Here is a 14,937-nt window from a genome sequence, read left to right on the forward strand (position 1 = left end):
TCTTTGGAAGTTTGCGGGGGATTGATCCCCTGCGGTGAGTCGCATCTGACCAGCAGACCGCAATGCACAGCCAACGCTGATTCAGCGCTGACTGTGCATGTGCATCAGCTCAAGGACGGATCCGCCGCCATGTTGTCGAACTTCTTGAAGTACTGACGAGCCATCGCCACCAACTGCGCATCGGTAGGGTGGTCGGCCGCCACGGAATCCACCACAGCGGCAGCGACCGCTGCGTTGTGCTTGCTGCACCAGTCGCGGAACTGGTTGCGAGCCAGGCCGGGTCCGCACAGCAGGACTTCATGGGAGCCTTCCAACGCTTTGGCAGTGTCAGCAAAGAACGCGCTGGTGTCGTCGTTTTTGCCCTGGTGCTTGTGGTGGCTGCGCGATTTGACGCGCTGGGCTTCCATGTGTTCGCGGTCAAACATCACCACGTGGGCTTCGGAATGGTCCATCCAGACAACGGCGTGAAAAGTGCTCATGGGTCAACTTTCTTGAAGTGAAAAACATCCGCCCGCGCGGGGCAGTTCTTGGAATCGTGGGTTATTTGGCGGGCCGGGCGTGGCGTTCTGCGGCCTCTTGGCAGGGCAGGCAGCGTGCAACCTCGGGGGTTGCCTGCAAGCGGGCCGGCGCAATGTCCTGGCCGCAGTCTGTGCACTCGCCGTAGGTGCCGGCATCCATGCGTTCGAGTGCCGACGCGATGGCGTTGAGCTGTGCCGACTCGTGCTCTTCTATGGCAAATTCGAGTGAGCGTTCGCTGGCCACCTGGGCTCGGGAGTCTTCCGCGTGGCCGAAATGCTCGGCCGCAGCTTCGACCCGGCCCACGTTGCCGCCGCGCTGTTGCGCAATCTGGGCGAGGATGCCGGCTTTGTGATCCAGCAGCTGCTGGCGTAACGATGCGACCTGGGTCTTGTCCATGCGGTCAACTCCTGGAAAGTGATTGAACACCTTCATGGTGCGCCTGCTGGGTGATAGGCGTGTTGACGCAAGTCAATTTTCTGGCGCGTCTCGGCGACCGCCGCTAGCGGACCTGGAATGGTCACTGACTTGGGAGCCGAGGGCTTATTTGCGCCGCGCGAGCATCTCCGCCGTGCTGGTTTTGCGGTCTGCATTGATGCGCTGTACGTGCGGGCGTTCGGCCATGCGGGCCAGGTAGTCGCGCACGGGCAGTTCTGCCAGGTAGTCCCGGCCATAGATGGCCTTGGTGGCTGAGCTGACCAGGGGCAGATGCACGATGGCGGCGCAGTCGGCCATGCTGAAGCTGTCGCCCGCCACGTAGGGGGCAAAAGACGCCAGCTTGGCAAAGGCCGCGATGTTCTTCTCCAGTTGAATGCCCACTTTCTCCCGTGCGGCTTCACTCACCGTGCCACCAAAAAAGGCTTGGGGGTAGAGGTTGCGGGCGACCAGTTCCAGATGCAACTCCATGAAGGTGATCAGTTCGCGCACTTTGGCGGCCGCGAACGCCTGGGCGGGGACGAGGGCCGGAGTGGGGTAGGCGGCCTCGATGTAGTCAGCAATCACTGCGGATTCGCAAAGCGGGCCTTCGGGGGTGAGCAGATAGGGCACCTTACCCAAGGGTGAAGCCGCCAGATCGGTCTGGCCCACCCAGGCAAGCTGTTCCTGGAAGGGCACGCCTTTTTCAAGCAGCGCAAGCTTGACCTTGTTGTAGTAATTGCTGGCAGAAAAGCCGCAGAGCGTCAGCATGGGGTGGTCTCCTGAAGGTTGTAAAAAATGGGGCGCGAGTGTTTCCACATCCTAGAAGTCCGTGCGCAAAGCGGGCGTCGCGGAGTTGACCTGGGTCATGAAGCGAAAAGGTCTATCCCGCCCTGCGCAGGGGGCGCCTACAATTCCGCGACATGCCACCCGTGCCCCTGCAAACCCTTCGCAGCCTTCGATGGCTCGCCCGCCTCGTGTTGGCGTGGTTTGTGTTGTCGATAGGGGTTGCCGTGGCGTCGCCCTTGGTCCAACCCAAGCCGGTGGAGTTGATCTGCCTGGGCTCGGGGGCCGTCAAGCTGGTGGTCAAGACAGACGATGGCGCGCAAGACATGCCCAGCCACACGCTGGACTGCCCGTTGTGCGTACACATAGGCGCACCGCTACCGATATTGCAGACCCGGCTGCCAGAGGTGCATCCACTGGCGCACGCGTTGCTTCCCATCCCCGCTGCGCACATTGCGGCCCGCACGGCGGCGCCGCTGCCGCCACGCGGCCCTCCGGTCATCTCCTGATTTGCTATTGATTTAATAGCTGCTGGCGCTTGCCTATAAAGCGCTAGAGGCCTATTTGGCTCAATAGCAAAGGCGCTGTCTGCTTTGGCTGCAGATGCATGGCGCTGGGTTGGCCCCGCTGGTTCGCGCCCCTGGCGTTACCGGCATCTGCGCTGTCTTTGCTGCTCCAGCGCTCCACCCCCTGTTCCTCGTCCTGCGTGTTAGGCACAGACCAAAGCCTATGCGGCAAGTCTGGCCCGTAGTTCTCCATCCGGCTTTTATTTGTTTTTTTAGGAGTGATTCCATGTCTTTGATTCGTAACCCCCTGGCCCGCCACCTGACTGCGGCCTTTGCCCTGACCTGCGCCCTGAGTGGTGGCGTCTGGGCGCAAACCGCCAACGTGAAGGTGGAAGGCGCCTGGGCGCGCGCCACCGTGCAGGGCCAAAAGGGCACTGGTGCGTTCATGAAGATCACTGCGCCTGAAGGCGCGAAACTGGTCGGTGCCTCGTCGCCCGCCGCTGGCGTGACGGAAGTGCACGAGATGAAGATGGAAGGCGACGTGATGAAGATGCGCGCCATGCCCTTCCTCGATCTGCCCGCCGGCAAGACGGTGGAACTCAAGCCCGGTGGCTACCACATCATGCTGCTGGACCTGAAGGCCCCACTGGCCAAGGACACCACCGTGCCCGTGAAGCTGACCTTCAAGGACGCCAAGGGCGTGGAAAGCACCCAGGAGCTGACCCTGCCCGTGGCCACTTCGGCCCCTGGCACGCCTGCCATGCCCGCAGCCGGTGCTGCGGGCCACGGGCATGGCCACGGCGCTGCCAAGCACTGAAGTCACCCTGGGGCCTCGGGTGATGCAACCCCGCACCGCCGCTGTGGCGGCGCGCTGCGGGGCACCCCCATCGCCAGCGGCCGCGGGTTGGAGTAAGCTGCCTTGCGACCTGCTCAGGAGCATTCGGGCCGACATGCGTGCGGCGCTGAAGGGCTCCCTGGCGGGACTCCCACTTCCTTCTTTTCCTGCAAGGCGGCCATGAGCGACACATCCCACTTCAGTTTTGGCAAATTCGTCCCCGGCTTTGATTTTCTGCAAAGCCTGGCCAAGGGGGCTGCCAGTGGCATTCCGCAAATGCCGCAACTCTCGCACTGGGTGGCGCCCACCCTCAGTGTGGAAGAGCTGGAAAAGCGCATTGATGAACTCAAGGCCGTGCAGTTCTGGCTGGAGCAAAACTCCCGCGCACTGGCCGCCACCATCCAGGCCCTGGAAGTGCAAAAGATGACCCTGGCGACCCTCAAGGGCATGAACGTGAGCATGGGCGACGTGGCCAATGCCTTCAAGTTCCAGGGCAGTGACGCGGTGATGCAGGGCATGCAAAAAGCGGCCGATGCTTTCAGCAGTGCCGCACGGCCTGCCACACCGCAGGCGGCTGCCCCCGCGCCGACTCCTCCGGCACCGGCTCCAGCCCCTGCGCCAGCTCCTGCACCCAGCCCCGCCCCGGCACCCGAGGCCGCTGCCGATGCCCCCAAGGCAGAAGCCCCTCGCAGCCCTGGCGTGGTGGACCCACTGCACTGGTGGGGCGCGCTGACCACCCAGTTCCAGGAGATTGCCGCCAACGCATTGAAAGACGCCAACCACCACGGCAACCCCCTGGGCGCCACGCAGCACCTGGCCAAAGATGCGTTGAAGAAGGCCACCGACATGGCCAGCCACCTGGCGGCCCAGGGTGTGCAAAGCCTGCAGGAAGTGGCCCGCGCCGCGCAGGCCGCCAAACCTGCCGCGGCCCCACGCAAGGCGCCGTCTCGTTCCGCTGCGGCACCCAAACCTGCCCCCGCCAAATCTGCTGGCAGCCAGCGCGCGGCGCCTGCACCGGCGGGCAAGTCGAGCCGCGCTTCCGCCAAAGCGCCCGCAGCCCGCAAAACTGCAGCCAAGAAGGCGCCTGCCAAAAAGGCTCCCGCCAAGTCATCGCGCCAGCGGTGAGGTGGAGTGGGCACACCCACCGCAGGTGGTGCGATGGCCGGATTTCTGCGTGGGCAAGCGGGCCGGGGTCTGCCAGCTTTGCCCCAGCGCGCTAAAGTGGCCGGACTATGACTCTTTTTCCTACTGGCCATGCCACCCATCCCCAGTGGCGCATGGCGGCGGCGCTGGTTCTCGCGCAGCTGCGCGCTCAAATGGCGCTGCCCGCCTATGCCGCGGCGCCCACGCTGGGCTTGCTGTACATCACCGACCACTACGCCAGTGACGCGCGCGAACTGCTCGACTATCTGGCCAGCGAACTGCCCGAGGTGACCGACTGGAGCGGCACCGTGGGGGTGGGCGTGTCTGCCAACAACGCCGAGTATTTTGATGAGCCAGCCCTGTCGGTGATGCTGCTGGACGTTCCCGCTGACCAATACCGCGTGTTCTCGGGCGTGGCACCGCTGCCGCGCCACCCCGCCAGCGGCTTTGTCGCCCAGACCGCCTTGGTCCACGCCGATGGGCACACGCCCGACCTGGCAGAGTTGCTGCAGGAAATGGCCGACCGCACCGAAACCGGCTACCTGTTTGGTGGCCTCAGTGCCAGCCGCACCGCCAACGTGCAGTTTGCCGTGGGCGGCAACGGCAACATGGCCGGGCAGGGCGCAGCCAGTGGGGTGTTCGACGGCGGCTTGTCGGGGGTGGCCTTTGGGCCGCAGGTGCCGCTGCTGTCGCGCGTTACGCAGGGTTGCCAGCCGGTGGGCCCGCTGCACACCATCACGGCAGCCAACGACAACGTGGTGCTGGAGCTGGACCATGAACCTGCGCTGGATGTGCTGCTTGATACCTTGCAGGTGACGCTGGACGGAGACCCCCAACCAGCCCTGCGCCGCGTGCGGGCCACCTTGGCCGGGCTGGTGGATGCTGGCGCGCAGCCCCTGGGGCGCCAGCGCACGGGCCACTTTGGTACCGACACGCGGGTGCGGCACATCATTGGCCTGGATGGTGCGCGGCGCGGCGTGGCGCTGGCTGAGCATGTGCAGCCCGGTATGCACCTGGCTTTTTGCCAGCGCAACGTCACTGCTGCGCGGGCCGACCTGATGCGCATCTGCGCCGAAATTCGGGAAGAGCTCTCGCCCCAGGACATGGAGCCCGCGCCAGCCGCAGAACGCAGTGCCCAGGCGCAAGGCGCAGCCGCCCCGGCGCCCGGCACAGGTGCCATGACCAGCCCTGCAGGCGCTGCGCAGGGCCGCACCATTCGGGGCGCTATTTACGTGAGCTGCTCGGGGCGGGGTGGGCCGCACTTTGGTGGGCCGAGCGCTGAGCTGCAAATCGTGCGGCACGCCCTGGGCGATGTGCCCCTGGTCGGTTTTTTTGCAGGCGGCGAAATCGCGCACCAGCAGCTGTATGGCTACACCGGTGTGCTCACGGTGTTTACCGATGCGTAAGACTGTTGAGCCCAGCTAAACCAGCTGGCGGCCTGCTTCAGCCCCCTTCGGTTGGCAGGCCCTCGGCGTCCCACTCGGGCAGGCCGCCGCGCATCCAGTAAACGTTGCGAAAGCCTTTGTCGGCAGCGACCTTCGCGGCCTTGTAAGACTTCCAGCATTCCGCCCCGTTGCAAGAGAAGATCAGGGCCTTGCTGCGGTCCAGCGTTTCCAGGGCCTTGAAGTCGTCCTGCTCGGGGTTGAAGGCCACGTCCTTCAGGCTCTTTTCTCCGTAGGCTGCCCACACCGCGCCGCGAATGCGCTTGGCGCGGTATTCCTTTTCGGTGCGGGTGTCCACCACCACGGCGCCCTGGCCCAGGAGTTCCACCACATCCTTGGCGCTCACCCGCTTCACGCCCGGCAGGCTGGTGGGGGTGAAAAGCCCGAGTTCGGCCACTTTTTGATATTCCTGCATGTCGGGGCGCAGGCCCGTGGGTGCCAGGCCTGTGCCGCTGGATGCGGTGCTGAGCCACTGCGAAAGCTTGCCGCGCACCTCGCTGGGCAGTTCCTTGCGCACCACGGCGCTGAAGCCGCCGGGCACCGGACGCGAGGTGGCCAGCACCTTGGCCGCACCGGGGAACGTGGCCGACCACTGGGCCCATTCTTCCGCCCGCACCACGGTCGCGTCGGTGGTGCCCAGGGTGAGCGCACTCAGCCCGGCTTGCGGGTATTTTTCGTGGCGCACGCTCTTGAGGTCTTTGAACGACAGGCCTGCCTCGTTCAGCATGCCGCGCCCGATGTAGCTGTAGACCGAGTCCTGCTGCGGCAGGTACAGGCGCTTGCCCTTGAGGGCGCCCACCGATTCGATCTGGGGCAGTCCCACCAGCACATAGTGGTCAGATTTCTGGCTGCACCCCACCAGTTCGTAGCCCCGCTGCAATGCCGATGCAGCCACCTGGGGCGGGCCGATGAAGATGTCGTAACCCCCGCTGCGCGTGGCGCGCATGGCGTCGGCCAGGTCTTCGGTGGTGGTCACCGTCACTGTCTGGCCGCTGGCTTTGGACAAGCCCGCCTCCAGCGCACTGCGCAGGATGGAGTTCCCGGCTTTCTTCTCGGTCGGCTCCACCGCGACGATGGCGGTGAGCTGCGCGTGTGCCATGCCGCCCGCCAGTGCGCTGATCCACAAAGCGCCCCACACGAGACGATGGATGGTGCCTGGGTGCATGGTCTTTCCCTTCGAAGTGGTTGCTGGTGGGGCGTGCTGCGCTGCTGTGCGCAGGGCCACGCAGAGCATGGTGGGTTTTTGTTAAATAAGTGTTAAATATGCGCCAGGCGGCTACTTTGTCAACACCAGTGGCACTTTGTTTCTGTTGCTTACAAGTGCGGCGAGGCGAGCTGTGCCGCAGCGCGTGATGACCTCGAGAATGGCGTCGTTTTGCGTAGGCACTTGCGCGCGCGCAGCGGCAAACCGTACGTGAATCCCGGCGTACCGTCCCTTCATTCACAGGAGTGCACCCATGACCCCATCCACCACCCTGCCACGTCGCCACCTGCTGGCAGCCAGCGCCGCCGCACTGAGCGCTGCGGGCCTTGCCAGCTGGACTGGCGCCGCCCAAGCCCAAGCCACCGCAGCGGCTGCGCCCAAGCCGCTGCCGGGCTACGCAGGCTGGAAGGCTGGCAACGCGCTGATCGTGCACAGCAGCAGCACCCTGGAGACCCGACGCGGAGCGTTTGGCACCAGCGTGGTCACGCCGTCGAGCCAGCTGTATGTGCGCAACAACCTGCCGGCGCCCGATGCCGCCATCCTGGATGACCGCAACGCCTGGGTGGTGCGGGTGGAGGGCGTCAAGAACCCGCGTGAGATCACCCTGGCGGAACTCAAGACGCTGGGGCTGGAGACCGTGGCCACGGTGCTGCAGTGCTCGGGCAATGGGCGCGGGTTCTTCCCCACCAAGCCCAGTGGCACGCCCTGGACGGTGGGTGCCGCCGGCTGCGTGGTGTGGAGCGGCGTGCCCGTGCGCAACGTGGTGGCCGCCCTGGGCGGCGTGGCCAGTGGCATGGCTTACGTGACGGGCACGGGCGGCGAGAAGCTGCCCGAAGGCGTGGACCCGCTCACGGTGCTGGTGGAACGCTCGGTGCCCATCAAGGCCATGGAAGACGCCATCCTGGCGTGGGAGATGAACGGCGAGCCGCTCTCGCTGGCCCATGGCGGCCCGCTGCGGCTCATCGTTCCGGGCTACCAGGGCGTGAACAACATCAAGTACATCAAGCGCCTGGCCTTTACCGAAGCGCAATCGCAGGCGCGCATCATGCAGCACGGCTACCGCATGACGCCCCCCGGCGCCAAGGCCAGCCCAGACCAGCCCTCGGTGTGGGAGATGACGGTCAAGTCCTGGATCAACGGCCCGCTGCCCGAGCAAGGGCCGCTCAAGCCCGGCATGGTGCAGGTGCATGGCGTGGCTTTTGGCGGCACGCGTGGCATCAAGGGCGTGGAAGTGTCGGTAGACGGCGGCAAGACCTGGCAGGCCGCACAGCTCATCGGGCCGGACCTGGGCCGGTTTGCCTGGCGCCAGTTTGTGCTGCCGGTGCGCCTGGGCGCAGGCACCCATGTGCTGGCCAGCCGCGCCACCGACACGGCGGGCAACGTGCAGCCCGAGCAGCGCGAGGAAAACGTGGGCGGCTACAACAACGCCAGCTGGGCCGACCATGCCGTCACGGTGTCGGTGGCCTGAGTTGGTCGCGCAACCCACCCCTTTGCGGCGGCTGGCGCCAGCGGCCTGTGCCCTGGCACTGGCCGGTTTTGCCAACGCCAGCTGGGCGGCTGACCCTGCCGAGCTGGCGCGCGGCAAGCAGCTTTTTCTGACCCTGCAGCCGGCGTGCGCCGTGTGCCACACCTTGCAGGCGGCGGGCGCGCAAGGCCAGGTTGGGCCCGTGCTCGACGAGATCAAGCCCGATGCCAACCGCGTGCTCAGCGCGCTGCGCAACGGCATTGGCGCCATGCCCTCGTTTGCCGAAAAAATGACCGAAAAAGACATGCAGGCCGTCGCCCGTTTTGTGGCGCATTCCACAGGCGCTGCACCCTGATGCTGTGATCCCCTTGCCGGGGCTGGGCCATCTGCCTGTGCCCTGGCCTTACCATGCGCCTGCAGACCAGCCCATCCGGCGGTTGATTGGTTGCTTCCAGATCGTTGTTGACTGACCCATGTCCCCTGATACCGTTGCTTCTGCCTCCACTGTGTTCGATCCGTTGGCCAGCGCTGCCGTGCTGACCCAGGCCCGCTTGGGGCAATTGCCCCGCCCGCTGGATCTTCCCGCCGCATTGCGGCCCCAGGACGCAGCCCAGGCCTATGCGGTGCAAGACGCCGTGGTGCAGGCGCGCGGCCGGGTGGTGGGGTGGAAGGTGGGCGCGGCCAACCCGCAGGCGCTGCCTGCGCGCGCGGCGCTGACGCAAGACACCGTCTGGGTCTGCACCGAGGGGCAGGTGCAAGACCTGCCGGTGGCAGGCAACGCCGTGATTGGCGTGGAGGCAGAGCTGGCCTACGAACTGGCCTGCGACTTGCCGCCCCGTGAGCAGCCTTACTCCGAGACAGACGTGCTGGCCGCCGTGCGCGCGGCCCATGCGGCCATCGAGGTGTGCGACACCCGCTATGCCGCCTGGGGTGTGCAGGGCGAGTGGAGCCGCCTGGCAGACCAGGCCTGCCACGGTGCGCTGGTGGTGGGCAGCGGTCGCACCGACGTGGCGGCATTGCAGCCCTTGTCGGTGCCCGTCAGCCTGTGGGTGAATGGCACCCTGGCCGTGCAACGCCCCGCCTGGGGCAACCCGGCGGGCGACCCGCTGCGCCTGCTGACCTGGCTGGCCAACGAGGGCGCACGCAGCCTGGGCGGCCTGCGCGCGGGCCAGTGGGTCACCACCGGTTCCTGCACCGGCACCGTGCTGGTGGCGCCCGGCGCCCGGGTGATGGCCAAGCTCGGCAGCATTGGCTGCGCCGAGCTGCAGTGCGTTTGAGGCGTGCCACAGCGCCTGCCACAGGCGCCTTGTGGTTTGAAGCCAATTTGGCCTCTGGCGCTTGATGGGTAAGCGGTAGCAGCTATTGAAAGCATAGCAATCAACCCGCTGGTGTGCCACCAGCGCAGCCGCTCCGTTTCAGCCGGCCCCTACGCCCCCGTGCGGCGCATGCTGGCAAAGGCCTCGAATTCCCAGCTGCGCATGGCCAGCAGCACGGTGTAGCCCTCGCGCTCCTGCAAAGGCAGCTTCTGGTCGGCCAGGTGCTGCTGCGCAAAATCTTGCGCCACGCGCTGCATGCGTTCCTGAAAAGCCGGGGCCAGCGCGCGGCTGATGGAGCCGTGCACCAGCAGCACGCCTTCACCGGGGCCGTCGAAGCCTCCGGCAAAGTAGTCCAGCAGCGCGTTGTCGCGAAAGTAGTGCATCACCGGCCCGTGCGGGCGCCAGCGGAAGGTCTTGGCCAGCTTGAGCCGGTAGCGGTTCAGCGGCCGCAGCTCGATGATGCCGATGCGGTCCAGCTGCGCCAGGTACTTGATGCCCTCGGCCTCGGTCAGCCGGTAGGTGGCCACCACCTGTTCCAGCGTCCACTGGCTCAGCACGCAGATCGCGATTAGCAGCAGTTTTTTGTCGGCCACCACGGCCTTTTCCTGCTCCTGCGTCAGCTCCTTGAGCAGTGGCTGCTCGTCGGCCACACGGCGGGCCAGGTCCGCAAAGTCCAGCGCCAGCGCGCGGCAGATGGCATCAATGCGCGACAGCGGCATGTCGCCCTTGGCCAGCATGCGCTTGACGCTGGACTCGGCCATGCCCAGCGCCTGCGCCAGGTCGGCGTAGGTCATCTGGGCGTTCTTCAGTTCCTTTTTCAGGGCGATCACCAGGTCGGCGGTTGTGCTCATGGGGGGCTCCTTGGTATCGATTATGGATACCCGCAGTGGCCTGGGTAGCCCTGCATGCGACTTTTTCGGTGCAAAAGCCACCGGCGTTTGCACACTGCGCCCACCTTGTGTTGCCGCCCCAGGAGGGCTCCCCGCCATGAACGCTGTCCACCCCTTGCAAACTTCTTCCCGCCGCTGGCTGCCGCTGCAGTCGGCCGAATGGGCCCTTCTGGCAGCTGCGGTCGCGCTGCTGGCTTTTGCCGTGTGGGGCCCATTTTTGCCCGCCAGCGCACACCAGCACGACTTTGCCGACCAGCGCGGCTTGCAGGGCCTGCCCTGCGCGCTGGATGTACTGAGCAACCTGCCCTTTGCCGTGGCAGGAGCGTGGGGGCTGGTGTGGTTGCGCCGCCTGGGCGCGTTGCGGCTGTGCCCGGCCACCCGAGCCACAGCGGCGCTGTTCTTTGGTGGCCTGGTGCTCACGGCGGTGGGCTCCGGCTGGTACCACTGGCAGCCCGACGACGCCGGTCTGTTGTGGGACCGCCTGGGCATGTCCGTCGCCTTTGCTGGCCTGCTGGGCCTGGCGGTGGTGGGACGCATCAGCCCCCGTGCCGGGCTGGCCACGGCGCTGGGCCTGATGGTGGCGGCACCCGCTGCCGTGCTGGCCTGGGCCCGCACCGGTAACCTGACGCCTTGGGCCGTGGTGCAGTTTGGCGGCATGCTGGTGGTGCTGGCCCTGGCCTGCCTGCCCCACCGCCATGGCGCATTGGTGCTGCAGCTGGGGGCCTTGATTGCCTGGTATGCCGCCGCCAAGGTGATGGAGTTGGCCGACCATTCCGTGTACGAAGCCACGGCCGGGTGGGTGTCGGGCCACACCCTCAAGCACTTGCTGGCCGCTGGCGCTGCCCTGCCTGTGTTGTTTGCCATGGCGCGTCTGCACCACAGCCGTTACGTTGCCGTGCCGCTGCCGCGCCGCGCCATGCAGAATGGCGGCCAACGTGGGCAGTGACGCTGCGCGCACAACTCACCATCCCACACAAGCCTTGAGGAGAACTGCATGACCCCCCAGCACGGGCAGCCTGCCGCGCAGCCAGCGCCCCTGGCACCCCCAGCCCACGAAGAGCCCAACCAGTTTGCCCTGCTGCGCCAGCGCCGCTTTGCCCCGTTTTTCTGGACGCAGTTTTCCGGTGCCGCCAACGACAACCTGTTCAAGTTCGCATTCACCGTGATGGTGACCTACCAGCTCAGCGTGTCGTGGCTGCCGCCCGCCATGGCGGGGCTGGTGATTGGCGCGCTGTTCATCCTGCCGTTTTTGCTGTTCTCGGCCACCTCGGGCCAGCTCACCGACAAGTACGACAAGACGCGGATGATCCGCTTCGTGAAAAACCTGGAGATCGCCATCATGGCGCTGGCGGCCTGGGGCTTTGTGGCCAACCACGTGCCGGTGCTGCTGCTGTGCACCTTCCTCATGGGGCTGCATTCCACGCTGTTTGGCCCGGTCAAGTTTGCCTACATGCCCCAGGTGCTGAACGAGCGCGAGCTAACAGGCGGCAACGGCATGGTCGAGATGGGCACCTTCGTGGCCATTTTGCTGGGCCAGGTGGCAGGCGGCCTGCTGGTGGCCCTGCCCGGCATTGGCCACACCGCCGTGGCCGTGGGCTGCATCACCCTGGCGCTGGCCGGGCGGCTGGTGGCGCAGTTCATTCCGTCGGCCCCGGCCACCGACCCCGGTCTCGTCATCAACTGGAACCCCTTCACCGAAACCTGGCGCAACCTCAAGCTGGCGCATGGCAATGTGGTGGTGTTTCGCTCGCTCCTGGGCATCAGCTGGATGTGGTTTTTTGGTGCCGTATTCCTGTCGCAGTTTCCGGCCTTGGCCAAAGAGGTGCTGCACGGCAACGAGCAAGTGGCCTCGCTGCTGCTGGTGGTGTTCTCGGTGGGCATTGGCGTGGGTTCTCTGCTGTGCGAGGTGCTGTCGCGCCGCCATGTCGAAATCGGGCTCGTGCCGCTGGGCGCCATCGGCATGAGCGTGTTTGCGGTGGATCTGTACTTCGCCACCCGCAGCCTGCCCGCTGCCGAGATGATGGGCGCTGCCGCCTTCCTTGCGCAGCCCCACCACTGGCGCGTGCTGCTGGATCTGGCGCTGCTGAGCCTGTTTGCCGGGCTCTACAGCGTGCCCATGTATGCACTCATCCAGATGCGCAGCCAGTCCACGCACCGCGCCCGCATTATTGCGGCCAACAACATCCTGAACGCGCTGTTCATGATCGGCAGCTCGGTCATCGCCGGGGCCATGCTGGGCGCGGGCTTCACCGTGCCGCAAGTCTTTTTGTTCACCGGCATTGCCAACGCGGTGGTGGCGGCCTACATCTTCCTGCTGGTGCCTGAATACCTGCTGCGCTTTGTGGCCTGGGTGATGTCGCGCTTCATCTACCGCTTCAAGGTGCGGGGTGACGAGCACATCCCGTCCACCGGCGCGGCCATTCTGGCGTGCAACCACGTGAGCTTTGTCGATGCCGTGCTGCTCATGGCCGCCAGCCCCCGGCCCATCTACTTCCTGATGGACCACCGCATCTTCCGCGTGCCGGTGCTGGGCTGGCTGTTCCGTCTGGCCAAGGCCATTCCGGTCGCGCCGCAAAAGGAAGACCCTGCCACCTACGAAGCCGCGTTCGAGCGCGCAGCCCAGGTGCTGCGCGAGGGCGATCTGCTGGCCATCTTCCCCGAAGGCGGCATTACCAAGGATGGCGAGCTGCAGCCCTTCAAGGGCGGCATCATGAAGATCATCGAGCGCGCCCAGGCCGATGGCATTCAGGCGCCTGTGGTGCCCATGGCGCTGACCAACCTGTGGGGCTCGTACTTCAGCCGCATCGAGCGTGGTACGGCCATGGTGCGACCCTTCCGCCGGGGCATGTTCAGCCGCGTGGGCCTGAATGTGGGCGCCCCCGTGGCCGCGAGCGAGGTGCAGCCCGAGCCGCTGCGCGGGCGTGTGGCGCAGTTGCTGCAAGCCTGAGCGCCCCAGGCCAACAAAGCCAAGGGCATTGATCAGGTCGCGCTAAATCAGTGACAGCCCGGTGATGCGCGCCATGGCATCACCGGCCGCACTGGTGTCATCAGCCGTTGCGAAAAAGAAAGCTGTAGGCGTTGAGCGCCGGCACCCCTCCCAGGTGCGCATACAGCACGCGAGAGCCTTCAGGGAATTCGCCACGGCGCACCCTATCGATCATGCCGTGCATGGACTTGCCTTCGTACACCGGGTCCGTGAGCATGCCCTCTTGCCGTGCGCGCGGCCATCGGCTGCAAAGCCCACCACCATGCCCGCCTGCGTGCTGCCCGTGACCGAGCACACGACGATGTAGTCAAACTGAAAGCCCAGCTCCTTCTCCTGCTGGCGCACTTCCTCGGCAAAGCCCACAAAGCCCAGGCCGCCGTACGGGTGCTCAGAACAACCGGCGGGAATTGGGAAGGGCTTGCCGCCCGCCTTCTTCACGTCGTCGATGGCCTGCTCCCAGCTGGGGCGGATGCCGATGTCAAAGCCCGCAGCATCCAGGCGCACGTCGGCGCCCATGATGCGGCTCATCTCGATGTTGCCCACGCGGTCGTACACCGCATCGGAGTAGTTCACCCAGTTCTCCTGCACAAGCACGCACTTCATACCCAGGTGCGCGGCCACGGCGGCCACCTGGCGCGTCTGGTTGGACTGGATACCGCCGATGGAGACCAGCGTGTCGTAGCCGCCTCCGATGGCTTCGGGGATCAGGTATTCGAGCTTGCGCGTCTTGTTGCCGCCAAAGGCGAGGCCTGAGTTGCAGTCCTCGCGCTGGGCGTACAGGTGCACCTTGCCGCCGAGGTGGGCCGACAGGCGGGGCAGCGCCGTGATGGGAGAGGGGCCGAAGGTGAGCGGATGGCGGGCAAATTTCTGCCGGTTCATGGCGGTGTTCCGGTCGATGAAGAGGAGGCGCAAGCCGGGGGGGGCTTGCAGTGCCTTCATCGTAGACAGGCCGATGTCTCTGCCGAGCTGGACCGCACCGACAAAGCCATCCTGCGGCAGTTGCAGCGCGATGCCTCTCTGTCCAACGTCGCGCTGGCCGAGAAGGTGCATTTGAGCCCGCCCGCCTGCCTGCCTGCGGCGCGTGGAGCGGCTCAAGCGGCTGGGGCTGATTGAAGGGGTGGTGGCGTTGCTCAACCCCCAGGCCGTGGGGGCTGGCATGCTGGTGATGATTGGCGTGGTGCTGGACCGTTCCACGCCCGAATCGTTCGCCGCCTTTGAGAAGGCCGCAGCCAAGGTCTCCGGCTGCATGGAATGCCATGTGGTCACGGGCGAGTTCGACTACTTCATGCTCATCCGCACCCGCGACAGCGAGAGCTTCAACCGCCTGCACGCAGAGCAGTTGCTCTACCTGCCGGGGGTGCGACAGGTGCGCTCGTTCATGGTGCTGCGCAACGTGCTCTCCACCACCGAGCTGCCGCTGGCGCTTTAGAGCCT

Annotated in this window: 14 protein-coding genes and 2 pseudogenes; 10 read left to right on the forward strand and 6 right to left on the reverse strand. The window is 66.0% G+C overall.

The annotated features are described in order from the left end of the window. Positions 1-104: 104 nt before the first annotated feature. The 3 genes from PQV96_RS02595 to PQV96_RS02605 all read right to left on the reverse strand — a co-directional run bounded on the left by PQV96_RS02595 (position 105) and on the right by PQV96_RS02605 (position 1,701). Positions 105-479: a hypothetical protein gene (locus PQV96_RS02595; protein ID WP_273624473.1), complete on the reverse strand. Its 375-nt coding sequence runs from the start codon at positions 477-479 to the stop codon at positions 105-107. A gap of 61 nt (positions 480-540) precedes the next feature. After that, positions 541-915 carry a TraR/DksA family transcriptional regulator gene (locus tag PQV96_RS02600; protein WP_142083255.1) on the reverse strand — a complete coding sequence of 125 codons (375 nt, stop codon included), beginning with the start codon at positions 913-915 and terminating at the stop codon, positions 541-543. Positions 916-1,059: 144 nt separating this feature from the next. After that, a complete protein-coding gene (locus tag PQV96_RS02605; protein WP_066694069.1) occupies positions 1,060-1,701 on the reverse strand; it encodes a glutathione S-transferase in 642 nt (213 codons plus the stop codon). A gap of 152 nt (positions 1,702-1,853) precedes the next feature. On the opposite strand from PQV96_RS02605, the gene PQV96_RS02610 reads away from it, so the two are divergent. From PQV96_RS02610 to PQV96_RS02625, 4 genes are all read left to right on the forward strand, one after another. Next, the gene (locus tag PQV96_RS02610) at positions 1,854-2,225 is read left to right on the forward strand and encodes a DUF2946 family protein (protein ID WP_066691331.1); all 372 of its coding nucleotides are present in this window, start codon (positions 1,854-1,856) and stop codon (positions 2,223-2,225) included. Positions 2,226-2,508: 283 nt separating this feature from the next. Next, positions 2,509-3,039, forward strand: coding sequence for a copper chaperone PCu(A)C (locus PQV96_RS02615; protein WP_066691326.1), 531 nt, complete (start codon positions 2,509-2,511; stop codon positions 3,037-3,039). Positions 3,040-3,237: 198 nt separating this feature from the next. Then, complete coding sequence (locus tag PQV96_RS02620) at positions 3,238-4,182, forward strand: PhaM family polyhydroxyalkanoate granule multifunctional regulatory protein (RefSeq protein WP_273624474.1); 945 nt, start codon at positions 3,238-3,240, stop codon at positions 4,180-4,182. Between the two features lie 107 nt (positions 4,183-4,289). Further along, positions 4,290-5,606 (forward strand): FIST signal transduction protein, encoded by a 1,317-nt coding sequence (locus tag PQV96_RS02625; RefSeq protein ID WP_273624475.1) that lies wholly within the window; start codon positions 4,290-4,292, stop codon positions 5,604-5,606. Positions 5,607-5,643: 37 nt separating this feature from the next. Here the strand turns inward: PQV96_RS02625 and PQV96_RS02630 are convergent, their stop codons facing one another. Beyond that, on the reverse strand, positions 5,644-6,807 hold the full coding sequence (locus PQV96_RS02630; protein ID WP_207373384.1) for a PhnD/SsuA/transferrin family substrate-binding protein: 1,164 nt from the start codon (positions 6,805-6,807) through the stop codon (positions 5,644-5,646). A gap of 292 nt (positions 6,808-7,099) precedes the next feature. Here PQV96_RS02630 and sorT point away from each other — a divergent pair, with 292 nt between their 5' ends. The 3 genes from sorT to PQV96_RS02645 all read left to right on the forward strand — a co-directional run bounded on the left by sorT (position 7,100) and on the right by PQV96_RS02645 (position 9,588). Further along, positions 7,100-8,314 carry a SorT family sulfite dehydrogenase catalytic subunit gene (gene sorT / locus PQV96_RS02635; RefSeq protein WP_066690548.1) on the forward strand — a complete coding sequence of 405 codons (1,215 nt, stop codon included), beginning with the start codon at positions 7,100-7,102 and terminating at the stop codon, positions 8,312-8,314. Between the two features lie 22 nt (positions 8,315-8,336). After that, positions 8,337-8,666, forward strand: coding sequence for a SorU family sulfite dehydrogenase c-type cytochrome subunit (sorU, locus tag PQV96_RS02640; protein WP_420482199.1), 330 nt, complete (start codon positions 8,337-8,339; stop codon positions 8,664-8,666). A 118-nt stretch (positions 8,667-8,784) separates the two neighbouring features. Beyond that, entirely contained in the window at positions 8,785-9,588 is an 804-nt protein-coding gene (locus PQV96_RS02645) for a 2-keto-4-pentenoate hydratase (protein ID WP_207373386.1), read from the forward strand. 149 nt (positions 9,589-9,737) lie between these two features. On the opposite strand, the gene PQV96_RS02650 is transcribed toward PQV96_RS02645, so the two are convergent. Continuing rightward, a complete protein-coding gene (locus PQV96_RS02650; protein ID WP_044397820.1) occupies positions 9,738-10,478 on the reverse strand; it encodes a helix-turn-helix domain-containing protein in 741 nt (246 codons plus the stop codon). Positions 10,479-10,614: 136 nt separating this feature from the next. Here PQV96_RS02650 and PQV96_RS02655 point away from each other — a divergent pair, with 136 nt between their 5' ends. Together PQV96_RS02655 and PQV96_RS02660 are read left to right on the forward strand one after the other, a co-directional pair. Continuing rightward, positions 10,615-11,463 (forward strand): hypothetical protein, encoded by an 849-nt coding sequence (locus PQV96_RS02655; protein ID WP_207373387.1) that lies wholly within the window; start codon positions 10,615-10,617, stop codon positions 11,461-11,463. 48 nt (positions 11,464-11,511) lie between these two features. Further along, positions 11,512-13,464 (forward strand): MFS transporter, encoded by a 1,953-nt coding sequence (locus PQV96_RS02660; protein ID WP_207373388.1) that lies wholly within the window; start codon positions 11,512-11,514, stop codon positions 13,462-13,464. 100 nt (positions 13,465-13,564) lie between these two features. Here the strand turns inward: PQV96_RS02660 and PQV96_RS02665 are convergent. After that, positions 13,565-14,382 (reverse strand): annotated as a pseudogene (locus PQV96_RS02665) (1-aminocyclopropane-1-carboxylate deaminase). 45 nt (positions 14,383-14,427) lie between these two features. Here PQV96_RS02665 and PQV96_RS02670 point away from each other — a divergent pair. Next, positions 14,428-14,932 (forward strand): annotated as a pseudogene (locus PQV96_RS02670) (Lrp/AsnC family transcriptional regulator). The last annotated feature ends 5 nt before the right edge of the window (positions 14,933-14,937 follow it).

This window comes from Acidovorax temperans (assembly GCF_028596105.1).
GTDB classification, from domain to species: domain Bacteria; phylum Pseudomonadota; class Gammaproteobacteria; order Burkholderiales; family Burkholderiaceae_C; genus Acidovorax; species Acidovorax temperans.

Coding starts and splice junctions, on each gene's coding strand:
- PQV96_RS02630 (WP_207373384.1), bottom strand. CDS start 6,807: ATGCACCCAGGCACCATCCATCGTCTCGTGTGGGGCGCTTTGTGGATC.
- PQV96_RS02650 (WP_044397820.1), bottom strand. CDS start 10,478: ATGAGCACAACCGCCGACCTGGTGATCGCCCTGAAAAAGGAACTGAAG.
- sorT (WP_066690548.1), top strand. CDS start 7,100: ATGACCCCATCCACCACCCTGCCACGTCGCCACCTGCTGGCAGCCAGC.
- PQV96_RS02645 (WP_207373386.1), top strand. CDS start 8,785: ATGTCCCCTGATACCGTTGCTTCTGCCTCCACTGTGTTCGATCCGTTG.
- PQV96_RS02595 (WP_273624473.1), bottom strand. CDS start 479: ATGAGCACTTTTCACGCCGTTGTCTGGATGGACCATTCCGAAGCCCAC.
- PQV96_RS02610 (WP_066691331.1), top strand. CDS start 1,854: ATGCCACCCGTGCCCCTGCAAACCCTTCGCAGCCTTCGATGGCTCGCC.
- PQV96_RS02600 (WP_142083255.1), bottom strand. CDS start 915: ATGGACAAGACCCAGGTCGCATCGTTACGCCAGCAGCTGCTGGATCAC.
- PQV96_RS02605 (WP_066694069.1), bottom strand. CDS start 1,701: ATGCTGACGCTCTGCGGCTTTTCTGCCAGCAATTACTACAACAAGGTC.
- PQV96_RS02655 (WP_207373387.1), top strand. CDS start 10,615: ATGAACGCTGTCCACCCCTTGCAAACTTCTTCCCGCCGCTGGCTGCCG.
- PQV96_RS02620 (WP_273624474.1), top strand. CDS start 3,238: ATGAGCGACACATCCCACTTCAGTTTTGGCAAATTCGTCCCCGGCTTT.
- PQV96_RS02625 (WP_273624475.1), top strand. CDS start 4,290: ATGACTCTTTTTCCTACTGGCCATGCCACCCATCCCCAGTGGCGCATG.
- PQV96_RS02615 (WP_066691326.1), top strand. CDS start 2,509: ATGTCTTTGATTCGTAACCCCCTGGCCCGCCACCTGACTGCGGCCTTT.
- PQV96_RS02660 (WP_207373388.1), top strand. CDS start 11,512: ATGACCCCCCAGCACGGGCAGCCTGCCGCGCAGCCAGCGCCCCTGGCA.